This is a genomic window from Chryseobacterium sp. SSA4.19 (assembly GCF_022601875.1).
Classification (GTDB): Bacteria; Bacteroidota; Bacteroidia; order Flavobacteriales; family Weeksellaceae; genus Chryseobacterium.
This window is the reverse complement of the sequence record NZ_JAKVIP010000009.1, coordinates 116,065-132,569: the sequence shown is the minus strand read 5'-3', so window position 1 is coordinate 132,569 and position 16,505 is coordinate 116,065. Positions and strand designations below refer to the sequence as shown.

The 16,505-nt window shown below is 37.6% G+C and carries 14 protein-coding genes and 1 tRNA gene; 9 read left to right on the top strand and 6 right to left on the bottom strand.

The window, feature by feature from the left end; genetic code table 11:
- Window positions 1-28 precede the first annotated feature (28 nt).
- From MKJ01_RS08420 to MKJ01_RS08405, 4 genes are all read left to right on the top strand, one after another.
- On the top strand, window positions 29-1,588 hold the full coding sequence (locus MKJ01_RS08420; protein ID WP_241613366.1) for a sodium:solute symporter: 1,560 nt from the start codon (window positions 29-31) through the stop codon (window positions 1,586-1,588).
- 106 nt (window positions 1,589-1,694) lie between these two features.
- Window positions 1,695-2,546, top strand: a complete 852-nt coding sequence (locus tag MKJ01_RS08415) for a transketolase (protein ID WP_241613364.1) — start codon at window positions 1,695-1,697, stop codon at window positions 2,544-2,546.
- Window positions 2,547-2,644: 98 nt separating this feature from the next.
- Window positions 2,645-3,589: a transketolase family protein gene (locus MKJ01_RS08410; protein ID WP_241613363.1), complete on the top strand. Its 945-nt coding sequence runs from the start codon at window positions 2,645-2,647 to the stop codon at window positions 3,587-3,589.
- A 104-nt stretch (window positions 3,590-3,693) separates the two neighbouring features.
- Complete coding sequence (locus MKJ01_RS08405; protein ID WP_241613361.1) at window positions 3,694-4,437, top strand: hypothetical protein; 744 nt, start codon at window positions 3,694-3,696, stop codon at window positions 4,435-4,437.
- 619 nt (window positions 4,438-5,056) lie between these two features.
- Here MKJ01_RS08405 and MKJ01_RS08400 read toward each other — a convergent pair.
- From MKJ01_RS08400 to MKJ01_RS08390, 3 genes are all read right to left on the bottom strand, one after another.
- Window positions 5,057-5,434 (bottom strand): hypothetical protein, encoded by a 378-nt coding sequence (locus MKJ01_RS08400; RefSeq protein ID WP_241613359.1) that lies wholly within the window; start codon window positions 5,432-5,434, stop codon window positions 5,057-5,059.
- Window positions 5,435-5,501: 67 nt separating this feature from the next.
- The gene (locus tag MKJ01_RS08395) at window positions 5,502-5,972 is read right to left on the bottom strand and encodes an Lrp/AsnC family transcriptional regulator (RefSeq protein WP_027386613.1); all 471 of its coding nucleotides are present in this window, start codon (window positions 5,970-5,972) and stop codon (window positions 5,502-5,504) included.
- A 134-nt stretch (window positions 5,973-6,106) separates the two neighbouring features.
- Window positions 6,107-10,909 carry a translocation/assembly module TamB gene (locus tag MKJ01_RS08390; RefSeq protein WP_241613357.1) on the bottom strand — a complete coding sequence of 1,601 codons (4,803 nt, stop codon included), beginning with the start codon at window positions 10,907-10,909 and terminating at the stop codon, window positions 6,107-6,109.
- A 4-nt stretch (window positions 10,910-10,913) separates the two neighbouring features.
- On the opposite strand from MKJ01_RS08390, the gene tsaD reads away from it, so the two are divergent.
- From tsaD to MKJ01_RS08375, 3 genes are read left to right on the top strand one after another with little or no spacing between them, the layout of a single operon-like run.
- Window positions 10,914-11,930 carry a tRNA (adenosine(37)-N6)-threonylcarbamoyltransferase complex transferase subunit TsaD gene (tsaD, locus tag MKJ01_RS08385; protein WP_241613355.1) on the top strand — a complete coding sequence of 339 codons (1,017 nt, stop codon included), beginning with the start codon at window positions 10,914-10,916 and terminating at the stop codon, window positions 11,928-11,930.
- Complete coding sequence (locus MKJ01_RS08380) at window positions 11,927-12,337, top strand: hypothetical protein (protein ID WP_241613353.1); 411 nt, start codon at window positions 11,927-11,929, stop codon at window positions 12,335-12,337. The genes tsaD and MKJ01_RS08380 overlap by 4 nt, the downstream gene beginning before the upstream one ends.
- Before the next feature lie 18 nt (window positions 12,338-12,355).
- A complete protein-coding gene (locus MKJ01_RS08375; RefSeq protein WP_241613351.1) occupies window positions 12,356-13,048 on the top strand; it encodes a 16S rRNA (uracil(1498)-N(3))-methyltransferase in 693 nt (230 codons plus the stop codon).
- A 6-nt stretch (window positions 13,049-13,054) separates the two neighbouring features.
- Here MKJ01_RS08375 and MKJ01_RS08370 read toward each other — a convergent pair whose 3' ends face one another.
- Genes MKJ01_RS08370 through MKJ01_RS08360 form a run of 3 tightly spaced genes read right to left on the bottom strand, consistent with a single transcriptional unit; the run spans window position 13,055 to window position 15,026 of the window.
- A complete protein-coding gene (locus tag MKJ01_RS08370; protein WP_241613349.1) occupies window positions 13,055-13,909 on the bottom strand; it encodes a hypothetical protein in 855 nt (284 codons plus the stop codon).
- Window positions 13,909-14,340, bottom strand: coding sequence for a hypothetical protein (locus tag MKJ01_RS08365; protein WP_241613347.1), 432 nt, complete (start codon window positions 14,338-14,340; stop codon window positions 13,909-13,911). Before MKJ01_RS08365 ends, MKJ01_RS08370 begins: the two co-directional genes overlap by 1 nt.
- 11 nt (window positions 14,341-14,351) lie before the next feature.
- A complete protein-coding gene (locus MKJ01_RS08360; protein ID WP_241613345.1) occupies window positions 14,352-15,026 on the bottom strand; it encodes an RNA methyltransferase in 675 nt (224 codons plus the stop codon).
- Window positions 15,027-15,189: 163 nt separating this feature from the next.
- Here MKJ01_RS08360 and MKJ01_RS08355 point away from each other — a divergent pair, with 163 nt between their 5' ends.
- Both MKJ01_RS08355 and MKJ01_RS08350 read left to right on the top strand, forming a co-directional pair.
- A complete protein-coding gene (locus MKJ01_RS08355; protein WP_241613343.1) occupies window positions 15,190-16,206 on the top strand; it encodes an asparaginase in 1,017 nt (338 codons plus the stop codon).
- Window positions 16,207-16,262: 56 nt separating this feature from the next.
- A tRNA-Ser gene (locus tag MKJ01_RS08350) sits at window positions 16,263-16,349 on the top strand.
- Window positions 16,350-16,505: the final 156 nt, after the last annotated feature.

The window sequence follows — 16,505 nt, the reverse complement described above, 5'->3', positions numbered from 1 at the left end:
CTATATTTGCTAAAATTTAAATTAAAAAATGAGCACCGGAACTACCCTATTGCTGTTTGTCTTTATCTATTTCATTGGCCTTTTGGTAATTTCTTATTTCACAAGCCGGAATTCTGATAATCAGTCATTTTTCATCGGAAACAAAAAAAGCAAATGGTGGTTGGTAGCCTTCGGAATGATCGGAACCAGCTTAAGTGGGGTAACTTTCATTTCCGTACCCGGAACCGTCGGAAAAATGACCGGAAGCGAATATATCTATGGCGGTTTTGAATATTACATGATGGTGATCGGCTTTTTTATCGGCTATTTCATCGTGGCCGGAATTCTACTTCCTCTTTATTATAAAATGAACCTTACCTCAATCTACACGTATTTAGGAAAAAGGTTTAACGTGGAGGCACATAAGATAGGGTCTGTATTTTTCATTATTTCCCGCGCCATCGGTGCTACGGCCAGATTATACCTGGTGGTGAACGTTTTGCAGATTTTTTTACTGGAAGGCTTAGGTGTTCCGTTTTGGGTAACTGCAGCAGTCTTATTATTAATGGTTCTTTTATATACATTTGAAGGCGGAGTGAAAACCATTGTTATTACAGACACTCTGCAGACCTCATTTATGATTATCAGCCTGATTGCCTGTATTGTTTATATTTTATCTCATTTAAATTTATCTTTCGGGGAAGCCTACACGATTTTAGAACAGAAAAATTATACGCATTTTATTAATCTCGATCCTAATTCCAAAACTTTTTTCCTTAAAACCATTTTGGGAGGGATTTTTATAACCATTGCGATGACCGGTCTGGATCAGGAAATGATGCAGAAAAATATTTCTGTTGACAATCTGAAAAATTCAAAGAAAAACATGCTGACTTTTGCAGGAACGCTGCTATTCGTCAATCTTGCTTTTTTATTTCTTGGAGGTTTACTTTATTTATTTGCGATGCAGAACGGTGCTGAATACGGACAAATTAACGGTGAAACCATTACCCATATTTTCGGATTTAAAGATTCGACAGGAAACATCAACAACATTATGGGAGATGATCTTTTCCCTTCTTTGTCACTTCAAGGGCATTTTCCGATGATCATTTCCGTTATTTTTATCATCGGGCTGATCTCGGCTTTATTCCCTTCTGCTGACGGTGCTTTAACGGCTGTTACAAGTTCATACTGTGTGGATTTATTAAACTTAAATGAAGACAGAAAGAAAACGGAAAAAGAGAAAAAACATCTTCGGATGAAAGTCCATTTAACATTTACCGTTGTTTTCTTCATCCTGATCATGGTTTTTAAGGCAATGAATGACAAGTCGATTGTTTATCTTATTATGGAAATCGCAGGCTATACATACGGACCGCTTCTTGGACTTTTCGCTTTCGGGATTTTCACCAAATTTCAGATATCGAAAAGATATGCCATTCTTACAGTCACTATTTTAGCTCCGGTTCTTACCTACTTGATTAATTTTCTGGTCACCACATATACCGATTACAGAATTGGAGTTGAGCTAATTGTCCTTAACGGACTGCTGACGTTTATTGGTTTGTGGATTGTGAAAAGCAAACACTATCTGAGAGTTGTATAATTAAAATGTAAATACATACACAAAATCCGGATCACTATTCCGGATTTTTACATTTCCGTAAGCCAGCAAAAAATTGTAAATTCGCAGGGCAAATAAATCTTATATAATGAGTAAAAGTATTGAAGAGTTGAAATCTCTTACTACACAAATCAGAAGAGACATTTTAAGAATGGTTCATGCTGTTAATTCCGGCCACCCGGGCGGAAGTTTAGGCTGTACGGAATATTTTACGGCACTGTACGGAAAAGTGATGAATTACAATCTTCCTTTTACGATGGAGGGTAAGAATGAAGATCATTTCTATCTTTCGAACGGACATATTTCTCCGGTATTTTATTCCACTTTGGCAAGATTCGGCTTTTTTCCGGTTGACGAACTGAAAACATTCAGAAAACTGGATTCAAGATTACAGGGCCATCCTACGACCCATGAAGGTCTTCCGGGGATAAGAATTGCTTCAGGTTCACTGGGGCAGGGACTTTCTGTAGCACTTGGTGTGGCTGAAGGTAAAAAATTAGACGGAGACAAATCTTTGGTATATACTCTACACGGTGACGGTGAATTGCAGGAAGGACAGGTTTGGGAAGCTCTGATGTATGCTGCTGCTAAAAAAGTTGACAATGTAATTTCTACCATAGATTATAATGGCCGCCAGATCGACGGTGACACGGATGATGTATTGAGCTTGGGAAATCTTCATGCCAAGCTTGAAGCATTCGGATGGATTGTACTGGAAGAGAAAAACGGTAATGACCTTGAAGCAGTGATGGCTATTCTTGAAAAAGCAAAAACTGAGACAGGAAAAGACAAGCCTGTAGCAATCATTCTTCATACAGAAATGGGATTCGGGGTAGATTATATGATGGGATCGCACTCATGGCACGGAAAAGCGCCTAATGATGAGCAACTGGACACTGCTTTCAAACAGTTATATCTTGAAGCTCCTGCTGATTATTAATTATATTTAGTGAATAATTGATAATACGTAATCTTAATTAATAATTAGAACAAAATGAAACCGTAAGGTTACATGATTGTATAAAAATAGAAATCCTCATGAAATTTACATATACTGAAAAAAAAGACACCCGTTCAGGATTCGGAGCCGGATTAGCTGAGCTGGCTGATAAAAACCCTAATGTTGTTGCATTGTGTGCAGATCTTATCGGTTCTTTGAAAATGGAGAAATTCATTGAAAAAGCACCGGAGAGGTTCTTCCAGGTGGGTATTGCCGAAGCGAACATGATGGGACTTGCAGCAGGACTCAGCATTACAGGAAAAATTCCTTTTACAGGAACGTTCGCCAACTTTTCTACTTCAAGAGTATACGACCAGATTCGTCAATCTATCGCTTACTCCAATAAAAATGTAAAAATCTGTGCATCTCATGCCGGACTTACTTTAGGTGAAGACGGAGCAACGCACCAAGTTTTGGAAGATATCGGAATGATGAAAATGCTTCCGGGAATGACCGTAATCAATCCTTGTGACTATAACCAAACGAAGGCAGCAACTTTAGCAATTGCTGATTTTGAAGGCCCGGTTTATTTAAGGTTTGGAAGACCCGTAGTTCCTGTTTTCATTCCGGAAGATATGCCTTTCGAAATCGGAAAAGGTATCCTTTTGCAGGAAGGAAAGGATGTAACGATTGTTGCAACGGGGCACTTGGTTTGGGAATCTTTATTAGCAGCTGATGAGCTTGAAAAAGAAGGTATTTCTTGCGAGGTGATCAATATTCACACGATCAAACCTTTGGACGAAGAAATCATCTTAAAATCAGTTGAAAAAACAGGAAAAATTGTTACGGCTGAAGAGCATAACTATCTTGGCGGTCTAGGAGAATCTGTTGCCGGAATGCTGGCAAGAAAAAGACCAACCAGACAGGAATTCGTTGCCGTAAACGACACCTTCGGAGAATCTGCCACTCCAGCGGAATTGATGAAAAAGTATAAAATTGATTCCGCTGCCGTACAGGAAGCGGTGAAGAGAATTTTAGCTTAACATATATTCCAGACAGATACAGAAGCATCCTTTCATAGGGTGCTTTTTTTATATACGAATTTCAGATAATCTCCGTTCATACCATAAAAAACTGACAAATCACCATGAAACGATCTATTATTCTGCTGGGCAGCTTTATACTTACTGCTTTATTCCCAACTTTCATCTGCGCACAATCCGGATATAAGCTGGGCATTTTCTCCGCTGCCGGCGTCAATATATACAATAACCGCCTCACCAACGACGACGCCCATTTCAGGTTCACAAGCCCGGTAACAGCCAACTTCGGGATCAGACTGATCAGGCAGCTGGACGAAAAAGACCATTTCTTTGCAGAACTGCTGTACACCCGGAAAAAAATTGAATTCAAATACAGCCTGAGTGAGCCCGCCATCCCTTTTTCCAACCAGGAGACCATCAGCCAGAAATACGACTGTTTCTCGGTATATGCAGGATACCGCCGGGTCTACGAACGGTATACCCATGCGCTGTTCTTTGAGGCTTCCATTGGTGCCGATTATAATACCAATACAGTGGTATCAGCCAGTGGATCAGGTGAAGCGACGGAAGATCTCAGTGGACCCATCTTTTACCAAAGCCTGATCAATACCCATCTCGGAGAAAAGACCTACACGCTCAGCGGTAATCTTGGCTTCGGAATCATGTCCGGAACCCGGAACCAGTATGAAATCGGGGCTTTTGTCAACATCCCATTCCATAAGATACAATCGGAAACCTCAAGCCTCGATTATACCTGGAACTACAGTGGCAGGGAATACCGCCATCAGCTCCGCTATATCGGATCTGTTTATTATCCTTCCCTGAGGCTGACGTATTATATATTCTAAAAAAATGAATGATAAAAAAACCTTTATTGCTATCATTCTTTTATTATTTTCCTGCCAATTAAAGAGAAAAAATCATATCGTTAGACTATGCTTCTATGGTAGAACGGTACTGCAATTTAAAAAATTTGGATTGTGTGTTAAACTGAAATACTTTAATATTAATTCCATAAAATAACAGAGTCAATGCACCATAACTCTTGTCTTTATAAAAATTATCAGTGGATAAAGATGGTATAATATTAAGAATTGTCTTGCAATACCTCAAACATTTGGAAATATAAAAAATATACCTTTAAAACAAGCCTTTAATCATATAGATTTTAAAAAATATTGGGATCTCACTAAAAATAATATATAAGTATGTAAAGATTGTGAATTTCGGTATATATACATGTACAAACTGTAGAGCCTATACAGAAAAAGCTCATGTTAATGATAAAGTATTAGATACTTCAAAGCCTGTTAATGCAGATACGATCCATATTCGGAAAATGAGAAAAATGGAGTAAAAACTTTAAATAAAAAGCCATTTCCTATTATAGATGGTGATTATATTATGATATTATGAATCCTCTAATAAAGTTCATCCCTGAATTATATAAGTTGATGTATCATAAACCTACTTAAAAAACTTCCATTTCGGAATAATAGCTAACATCCCGAAGCCTGTAAAGAGAAAGAGGTTGGTAACATCGGTGTAAAGGAAGGTTGACAGGTAATAACTATGCATAAAGAAATGCAGTACCAACAGCGCCGGAAAAGTAAAAATACCGATTTTTCTGTAAAAAAACATCAGCACAAGGCTTACAGCCATCAGGATATCTACTGTAAAAATAACGTAGAAATACCATCTCGGAATGTTCAGGTATTCATGTTGCAAATATTCGTCCAGATCGATCCCAAACCCCATGATTGTAAACAACATCAAAGCAGCGAAAGCAAGAATAAATCCCCACCCTTTCTTCGGATCTTCATCAAAATAACTGTATTCTTCCATAGATACAAAAATAAAGAACTTATGAGAAATTTCATAAGTTCTTTTAATATAATTCGTTTACTTCTGATTAAATAGAGATCGCATTAATCAGTCTGTTCTTATCACTTAAATATTCCTCCATAGAGATCATACTTTCCGTTCTCATGACATCCTGAATATCATCAATCTGATAAATGATTCTTTTTGCATCATCCGTATTCTTAGCCTTTACTTTACAGAAAATATTATATTTTCCTGAAATAACGCTGGCTTCGATAACATTAGGAAGAGTAGAAAGTTCCTTCAGTACTTCCTGCGTTCTGTTTGATTTTGTCAAAAGGATTCCGATAAAAGCCGTGAAGTGATAATCCAGCTTTCCATAATCGATATTAAGGGATGACCCTAAAATAATACCCGCATCCTCCATTTTTTTCACTCTTACGTGAATTGTTCCAGCAGAAACATCCATCTGCTTAGCAATCTCTGTAAACGGCATTCTTGTGTTTTCTACTAAGAAATCAAGAATTTTCTTGTCTATTTCGTCCAGTTGATAGTTCATATTAATTAAATTACAATTTTCTTAAAAAATCAATGTATTTTTTGCAAATTTAGAAAAAATAATTTAACTAAAAAAATATTATCAAACATTAACAATAATTAACACAGATGATAAAAATCATTAAAAAATCACAATTATTTAGCACCTGATTTTATAGAATCTGTTTTTACATCCGTCTTATTCTGCTGTGATTTTTTGTCTTTTCCCTTCTTTTTAAAGAAAGAATTAAAACTTTTACTCCATACGATACCGCCACCATATGCTTGGTTAGCAGTACCGTTTGATCCGGTTGCATTAATTACGCCAAGACCAATATTAGACGGTTTAGAATACCCTCTTAAAATCAGGCTTCCGTCATTTTTTTTGGAAATATCATATTCAATTGTCCCTTCTCCGGACAGGTAATTGGTTGCTGTATTTTCAGTTTTTGTTAAAGGGATACCAAGCCCGGTCTTCACCTTAATCCTTGGGGAAAGCGCAAAGCTTACACCGGCGTTTGCACGGTCTCCGATATTGGAATACTGGTCGCCTTTCACATAGTTCAGATCGATCTGGAATTCGTTGCTCATGGTATTAAGAACTGACCCCAATTGCTTTAGCAGTATATTATAGCCCGAAGACTCTGCAACTCCGGCAACATCTATATCTACCCCACCGGTTTTGGAAACGTTAAAACTGTTTAACAGCAATATAGAACCAAACTGCAGAACTTTCTCTCCTTCCTGACTCATTTTTGCTGCCAAGGTTTCTTTAACCTGGCTTGAAACATCCAGCGCAGTAACGTTAAGATCTATTTTAGGATCGACAAGCGACTGCGTAATATTCGCCTGAAGCAAGATACTTACCGGCTGAAGTCCTCCCATATTCAGATATTCCCCTGCATTGGAAACCATCCTTACATAATTTGCGGTGATATCAAGTGCCGGTTTTATGGCATCCCCATCCCAATGGATACTGCTTCCTTTTTCAATCTGGAAGGTTTTATTAAGGATTGCTTTTGAAATAAAGGTACCATTCTCAACACTGTAGGTTCCGTTCATCGCAATATTGCCCTGTCTGCTCATCTGGAAACGCAGCTTTTCAGCAGCTCCTTTCACCATGATGCTTCCGATATCATCACCGATCAGCACATTTACCGTAGTTCCTTTATCAACATCAAGGGCAAAATCAATATTCATATTAGCCCCGGATTTTTTCTTTTCTTCAAGTGTAACCAATCCGTTTTTTCCTTCTTTCAGGAACCTCAGCATTTTAAATTCTTCCACATTGGAGGTGGATCCCGAATTAAATGTAAAAGTACTGCCATTCAACGCTTTCATATTCGGTGTTGATATGCTTAAACCTGAAACCGGACCATCCACATAAAGGTCCCCCTGACCATAGACCCTTCCCCAGAAAAGGTCCGAATCTTTCTGGGTGGTATTCAGGACTAAGAGATTATCAGCTCTCATTACCAAGTTGACCCCCATTGAAGAAAGGGTTTCAAACTGGATCGCCCCGGAAATATTACCTTTAGAATTGGTCCTTCCGTCATGAACTTCAACATTATTAAGAAGAGCAAGCCCTTTCGTTAATGGAATCACAGTATCATCAAATGAATAATCCACTCCGGTAAATAAAAGTTTTAATCCGAAACCTTTCAGGGCAATATCGCCGCTGTAATCCAGATTGCTGAATTTACCGTTTATTTTAAGATCCCCTGTCGCTTTGCCCCTTAAATTCCCGAACACCGTTGTTACAAACTGCTGTGCAAATGCCACATCGAAATCCCTCATTTCTGCGGTGAGATCAATCGTTGGTGATGAAGTATTGTTATTAACGGTTCCTGTTACATGAAGACTGTTATTGCCGATTACCCCTGCTGAATTTACTTTTACATCAACATCATATACATTAAGAGAATACCCGTTTGTTGCAGAAATGGTAATATCCCCCATATCATTTCCGTTCATTACAATATCATCAATGTTCATATCCACTAAAGGCTGCAGGGTGCTCTTATCCATTTTAATCTTCACACTCCCGTTGGCAAGTCCTTTAATATTCATTGTATTTCCACCTGCCTGCATATCCAGCAGCTTCTCAATGGCAAAATCATTGACTTCTGCATCTAAATAAAAATCCCTGATCGATTTAAACTGGGCCTCTTTTATAAATAGTGCGCTGTTGTCGGAATATATTCTTAGATTCCTGATATCGAAATCCTTTTCTTTTTTACGGTAAGTAATAGAGTGGTCCAATTCCTGACTGGTATCGATAGCCCAGGTCACATCATTAAATTTAACTTCAGTAGGTTCAAACCTGAATACAAAATCACCGGTTGTGTTGGTAGACTGATTAACATTGATGGCATATGATTTCAGATTATCATCTAGTTCATCTTCCGGGCTTCCATGCTTAAATTGTGCTGCCAGATGAAGAATGGTATTGTTTTCATTTCTGCCGCTTAACGTAATGTCTTTCAGGATATTCTTATTGTATTCTATCCTGTTGATCTTAGCAAAAATCTGCTCATCCAGGTTAGCGGTATTAATTCTTACCATCACACTGTCAACCATCGCACTGTCTCTGGTGATATTATTCCTTTCATTTATTTTATATGAAGGATTTGCATCCGCCAGTGCTTTATCAGCTTCCGTGATTTCCTGAACTTTAGTCATCACGTATTTAAGAGAAGCTGCATCTGCATTTAAAATCAGGTTGTTTGAGTTTCCGTCATACTGCCCTTCTACCTTTGCTCCCTGTGGAATTTTCAGATCCGGCATAAAATAGCTTACTAAACCCTGCTGAACATCAAAGCTCATCGTAAAGTTCTGGCCTCTGTATAACTTTCGGGGAGCAGGGCCAACCAAGATCTTATTCAACCCATTTTCCACCATCCCTGTGAGATCTCCAAGATTATACCTGCCGGAAATCTTCCCGTTTACCGCGCCCGGAGCATCCACATCAATAACACGGCCTCCGTTTTCAGCGAATGTTTTTATTTTTGCAATGGGAATGGAATATTTTTGAGTAGCTGTAGCGAAATTAATATCATTTGCTTCTACATCCAATGTAAGATCGTTAATAGATGACATAGCCATTTTACCGTTTACCTTTCCGCTTACTATCTGGTTTCCGGGTTTCCCGGTGAAATAATTCATGTTTAGGTACCGAAGATCAGCATTTACATTCATGGCAATCCGTGAAGTACTAAAGTCTATTAAACCTTTGATTTCCGCTTTGGCCTGATCATCATCTACGGTAATAAGCCCGTTGTATTTTTTATGATCCAGTAATCCGTCCAGATACACATTATTGATTTCCTTGTCCATGATCTCAATGCTTGTGATTCTGGATTTTGTCACCAGCCTCATGGTATTGACATCGAAGCTTTGTCCGTTGATATCAAACCTTCCGGAGATAAGGCCTACTGATTTATTTTTAGTAATAACTGAAGTATTAAGATCTTTTATTTCAGCAATTCCTACATACTTCGGCATGGAAGAGCTGTAATCTGTCAAAGAGAATCCGGTAATCTTTGCCTGCCCGATTCCCGTGATCAGGTTTCCGCTTGAAACATATACCTTATCAGGATTTACGCTTGCGGTACCATTATATTTCAGTTTCCCGAAATCATCAGCAAAATTCTTCATCTTTTTAGCAATAAACGAGGGCATCATTGCTTTGAGATCTTTATAAGTAAAATCTGCCGAAAGATCATTGGTTTCGATTAAAAAGTTACCTTTCAGCAACCTGTTAACTCTCATAGTTCTGGTGGCAATATTCACATCCGGATTACGGATCAGGAAATTATCCAGCTTAAAGTTGTTCAAAGGGCCTGCCATTTTCCCTGAAACATTAAAAGGCTTAAAATTATCCCAGTTGGTAACAAAGTAACTGATATCATATCCATTTAACTGGCTTCCCTGCTGAAGATTCATCTCCCATTTCACTTTATCAGCAAAATCTGACCAGGAACCGTCATCATGAAGATTAAATTTAATATCGCCCTGTAGAAGGGAATGATCTGTATTTAATGTTAAATCTTTAAGAAAGAGAAAATCTTTCGTCATCGACAATTCGGTAGAAAAGGTATCTACGAAATGTGATTTCCCCCATCGTTTTGTCGTAAAAGACATATTATTGATAAGGGCTGAAATATTCCTTCCATTCACTTTTACGTTGGGAGCCTTAAGATTAAAATTGGTAGCTGTGAGCCATTTCCCCTGCTCTCCAGGAGAATTTAAATTAACAATGGAAACTTGAGAATCAATAATCTGAAGCCTTGAATTCAGCTGAAAGGGCGGCTTGGTAGGATCTTTCTTCTTCCCGCTGTCAAAAAGCTGGGTAAAACGGATAAAATTCGAAATGCTATCTCCTTTATAGGTAATAACTTTTACATTTGCATTTTTAAGTGTAAGAGAATTAAAGCTTAAAGAATTATTTTTCCCGATATTGGTGGCAAGAGAAAACCAGTCTGAATTAGCGGTAAATTCTTTAGCGGTAATAAAATCCGCACCTTTATAATCTTTTATTTTTAGGCCTTTGATTTGTACGTCACCAAAGAAATCAACATCAACACTTTCGGTCGACATCTGTGCTTTAAAATCCCGGTTGACAATCTGTAAGGCTTGATCGGCGGCCCATTGTTTGGTCACCGGAAGATTGATGACAATAAAAATAACAGCAATGAGACCAAGCGTAAACCAGAACAGAATCAGTAAAAGCCTAGCCCACCACGAATAGCTCGTGACATCCTTTACGGCCTGCTTCCCGAACTCTTCAGCAGTCTCTACAGGATGCTTGATCGCATCAGTCGCAAGCTCAGAAGCTTCTTTAACAGTCTCCTTTACTTTATCTCCGGCATTTTCAACAGCTTTTTGTACCTGATCTCCCAGGTTTCCGGCTACTGACTTTTTGTTCTCATTCTCGTTATTATTCTCTAACTTTGCCATTATTATGAGCGACTCTATAATTTTAGGTATTGAATCGTCATGCGACGATACATCAGCAGCTATCATCAAGGGAAATTCTATTCTGTCGAACATCGCTGCAAATCAGGCAATCCATAAAGAATATGGCGGTGTTGTTCCTGAACTTGCTTCGCGTGCCCATCAGCAAAATATTATCCCGGTTGTTGAAAAATCTCTTACTAAAGCAAATATACAACAAAATGCAATTTCTGCGATAGGATTTACACGAGGTCCAGGACTTTTAGGCTCCCTCCTTGTCGGAACTTCATTTGCTAAATCCCTGGCAATGAGCTTAGACGTTCCTTTAATTGAAGTTAACCATCTCCAGGCACATATTTTAGCGCATTTCATCGAAGATGCAAATCCTATGCCGCCTAAGTTTCCTTTTTTATGCCTTACGGTAAGCGGAGGGCATACCATGATCGTGCTGGTAAAAGATTACTTCGAAATGGATATTATCGGTAAAACAACCGATGATGCTGCCGGAGAAGCCTTCGATAAAATAGGGAAAATCTTTGACCTTGATTATCCGGCCGGTCCCATTATTGACCGGTTGGCAAAAGAAGGAAATCCAGATGCTTTTACATTTAACAAGCCAAGGCTGGAACATTATGATTATTCTTTCAGCGGAATAAAAACTTCGGTCCTTTATTTCATTCAGAAAGAGGTAAGAAAAGATCCTGATTTCATTAAAAACAATCTTAATGACCTGTGCGCTTCAGTACAGCGATGTATTATCGAAATCCTGATGAATAAGCTTGAAAAAGCGGCAAAAGACCTAAACATTAATGAAGTGGCTATTGCAGGCGGGGTCTCTGCCAATTCAGCACTGAGAAAAGCAATGCAGGACAACCATGAAAAATTAGGATGGAGCATTTATATTCCTAAGTTTGAATATACGACTGACAACGCAGCCATGATTGCAATGGTGGCCCAGCTTAAATTTGAAAGAGGTGAATTTACGGATTTAAGAACGTCGGCAACGGCAAAATATGATTTATGAAAATACTGTTAGAAGAAAAAATACTCGGAACACATTCTAAGAAGAATTCAAAATATTACTGGGTATTGGAAACCATTACCGGAAAAAATGAAGTTACAGAAGAATTTGAAGAAGACAATTTTCAAATGACAAGTTCAGAAACAGGATATATTCAGAATATAAAAGAAGAAATTATCGAGAAAATAAACTCAGACAACGTTTTTAGTTTTGCGTATGAACCAAAGGAAGGAGATTATTTGTCTATTAAAAACAATTTACGGAAAAATGAATATCTGAATATGATTTTTATGAATGATCATTGGGTTGAGGAGATTTATGCATGTTCTTACAGAGACTGCGAAGGCGATATTTATACAACAATAAAAACAGGAGCTGCATTCTTGAGCGAGAATGAGATTACTTTTTAAAAACAATACACTTCTTTTATGAAACTTTTTTATGGAGAAATCGACGGAAACAAAGTATTGATTAACGAAGAGGAACAACAACATATCGTAAAAGTTCTTCGGATGAAAAACAGTGAGGAAATCCATGTGACAGACGGAAAAGGCAAACTTGCTTCAGGAATCCTGGTTATTGAAGGTAAAAAAGCCAATATTGAGGTTTCTGAGATCAAAACGCATTTACCTGATTTCAATTCAAAACTGCACATCGCCATTGCCCCGACTAAAAATATCGACCGTATTGAATTTTTCGTAGAGAAAGCGGTTGAAATGGGCATTTCTGAAATTACGCTGCTTCAGACTGAAAAAACCGAGCGTAAAAACATCAATATTGAGAAGCTCAGGAAGCAGGCTATTGCGGCATCCAAGCAAAGCTTACGGTTTCATTTTCCTCTGATTAATGATCTAACGAAACTTACAGAGTTCCTTAAAAATATAAATCCTGAAAATACATTTGTGGCCCACTGTCATGAAAACCTGGAACGCACCAGTCTGAAAGAGATTTCAAAATCAGAGAACATCACTTTCCTGATCGGACCGGAAGGCGATTTCTCGGAAAAGGAAATTTCATTTTTGGCAAACCATCACATCAAGGCTGTTTCATTAGGACATCAGAGGTTAAGGACAGAAACGGCAGGTGTTTTTGTAGCTGCGTGGAATTATTATTTACTATAAAATAATCTAAACCCGAATTTTTGATTTAATTTTCAGGGATAAAGGATAAAAAATATGATAAGGGAATAAGACTACCAAGATAAAATTTTTAGCGTCCTTAAAATCTGCCAATACAAAGAAATCTGTATACCAGTGGAAAATATACAGAAAAATCATGATGAATGTAAGATATTTCCTGTTGAAGGCTCCTAAAAAGCTTGAAGCCTGGACAACAATTCCAAAAACAGTAGTAAAAACCCAGAAGTTTTCATAAGCATATAAATTCAGGATCCAGTCCGGGACCTTGATATCCGCCATCCAGTAATTATCCAAGGTATTGATTTTTGCCGCGTTTTTATCCAGCCATGTAATTTTTCCGGTGTGTTTAATGATGTTTTTTGCAATTCCTAAAAACTTGGAAATGCCGGCCATACTATACGTAGCAAGGATACCAAGATAAAAATACTGTATCCATTTATAATCATTTTCTTTGGTTAAATTCTTCGGTAGTAAAAAAATGGCCATAAAGAATCCTATAATGATCAAATGGTTATTATGCCCAACGCTAAAATTCAGAGAGATCGGAAAATTAATGACTGCTATCAATATAAATATTAAAAAATTAAGAAGATAACTCTGCTTGAATAACGTTATTATAAGAAGCAAAGCACAAACTGATAAAATACACCCATATAAAATCTCACCTGGATATTCAGGAAAAATAAATCTCTGGACCGTAAGAAAAGGTTCATAAATTTCTTTCGGCCAATTGCTGATCCTCTTGAATGTAAGATATTGCATCAGCAGCCAATACACCCCGAAAATACGCATGACATAATAGGCAATTTGATAATTAAAAACGGTAAGTTTCTTATACGTCATTACAATTTGGTTATCAGTTTTTTATTGATTTTAAAATTTGACTGCCCCAGATCCCAGGGATTGAAGCTTTCCTTGTATAAATAAAGATCATTATATTCAGGCCGGTAGCTTTTCATAAAAATTTTCATCTTCCTGATGCTGGATTCCCGATTTTCATTTTTTTCAATTTTCTTACCGTAAAAACCTGTGATTAAGGCTAAATTATTTTCATCATACATCTCCGTTGCCTGATACAAAACTCTGATCGTATCATTTCCTTCGATCCTGTATAAGCGGTATTGCTCTTCAGATTTTGCGCTTCCGCTAGGGTTTGTAAATAATTTCCAGCTGTAGAAAGGATAGATTTCTTTTCCTCCTTTTTCTATAATATATAACGAAGTAAGGGAAAGGAAAAGGGAAATAAAAAAGAGATATCTTGTGTATTTTTGCATAGTCATAGTTCTTAGTAAAAATCAATATTATGATCACTCAAATATTTTTCGAAAATCTGCTGGCCGCTTCTCATTGAGCTTACGGCCCAACGGATTTTCATCCTTAAAAGCTTTTCTTCATTCAATTTATAATCAATACCGGATTTTATTAGCTTTTGCTTCAGTTCATACATACAGATCGAAGCAGCAACTGATACATTAAAGCTTCTCGTAAAACCATACATCGGAATGGCTAATGTTTCATCGGCAAAATCAAGAATTTCCTGGGAAACCCCTTCCATTTCAGTCCCGAAGACCAAAGCGATCGGTTCTGTAATTTCGTATTCGGGTAACATTTTAGCATTATTTTCCAGGGAAACCACAACGATTTTATACCCTCTGTCTTTTATTTTTTGAAAGGAGTCTATATTTCTCGGCATTTTTTCAACCTCAACCCAGGTATCGGCACCTTTGGTTACCCGGAGATTGGGTTCAAAGCTATACTCTTCCTGCAACGCCACCACTTTATGAAAACCGCAGGCTTCTACTGAGCGTACAATCGCTGCTGCATTCCGGAACTGATAAATATCTTCTACCACAGGAAGCACAAAATCTGAACTTTCCGGTGAAAAATGTTCAATTTTCCGTAATCGTTCTTCGGTTAAAAACTGTTTTAAATACTCAAAAGTCTGTAGCAAATCTTCCATCTGATCATATCTATTTTTCAGCAGACAAACGTAATGTCCATAATGACAGATTGTATGATAAAATTTGCCATAAACGTTTATCTGCTTTCAAATCTTTGCAAATTAACGTAATTTTGAGCAATGATCCTGAATGAACTGGTAACAAAAATCTGATAAAGTCTGTATGAAACGAAAAGTCCTGTTGATCTATACCGGTGGAACCATCGGAATGGAGAAAGATTATGAATCCGGAAGCCTCCGCGCCTTTGATTTCGGAAATATTTTTGAAAAAATGCCCGAAATGAAACTCATGGAATGTGAAGTTTTTGTTCATCCTTTTTCAAAACCGCTGGATTCTTCGGATATGGGGCCGGAAGAATGGAAGATTATTGCCCATTATATCCACAAAAATTATGACCAATATGACGGATTTCTGATCCTTCACGGCACAGATACTATGTCTTACACTGCTTCTGCATTAAGTTTTATGCTGAAAGGACTCAAAAAACCGGTGATTCTCACAGGCTCCCAACTTCCCATCGGAGATTTGCGGACAGATGCCAAAGAAAATCTTTTAACCAGCCTTTATTATGCAAGTTTATATGAGAATGATGAATCGGTAATCCAGGAAGTAGCGATTTATTTTGAATATAAATTATTAAGAGGAAACCGTACCCTGAAATATTCTGCAGAATATTTTGATGCATATGCAAGTCCGAATTACCCTATTTTGGGACAATCCGGCGTTCATTTAAATATTATTAAGGAAAATCTCTACCGCTGTGATCCGGCCATCGAATTTCATATAGATGATCATATTTCAGAGGATGTTATCTTCTGGAGGATTTTTCCGGGAATGAACCTGAATCATTTTAAAGAAATTCCGAAAATGAAAGTACTGATTCTTCAGGTTTTCGGTTCAGGAACCATTTTCAGCAGCGAAAAAACAGTGGAAACGCTTCAGCAAATCAGGAATAACGGGACTGAGATCGTGGTAGTCAGCCAGTGTATTTCAGGCGGAATTTCATTTGGCAAGTATGAAAACAGCAATATTTTCTCAAGGATCGGAGCCATCAGCGGAAGGGATATGACCGCCGAAAGTGCTATAACAAAAGCGATGCATCTTATTGGAAACCCTGCTTACTCCGCAAGCTTTGCAGATAACTTCGAAAGGAGCCTTTGTGGAGAAATTTCCAAGTAATTGCAAGAATTGTTTGCTAATTCAATAAATTCTCTTACTTTTGCAGTCTCGAATAAAGAGAGGTGTCCGAGTGGTTGAAGGAGCTACCCTGGAAAGGTAGTATACGGGTAACTGTATCGAGGGTTCGAATCCCTTCCTCTCTGCAAGTAAAAGCGTTGATTTTTTCAACGCTTTTCTTATTTCTAATCACTAAATTAAATTTATAAAATCTGCTGAAAACATTTAAAGTATTTTTTCAATCAATATTGTTAAAACACTTTCGGATCTACATGATTAGACTTGAACCTAATAAATGTTAC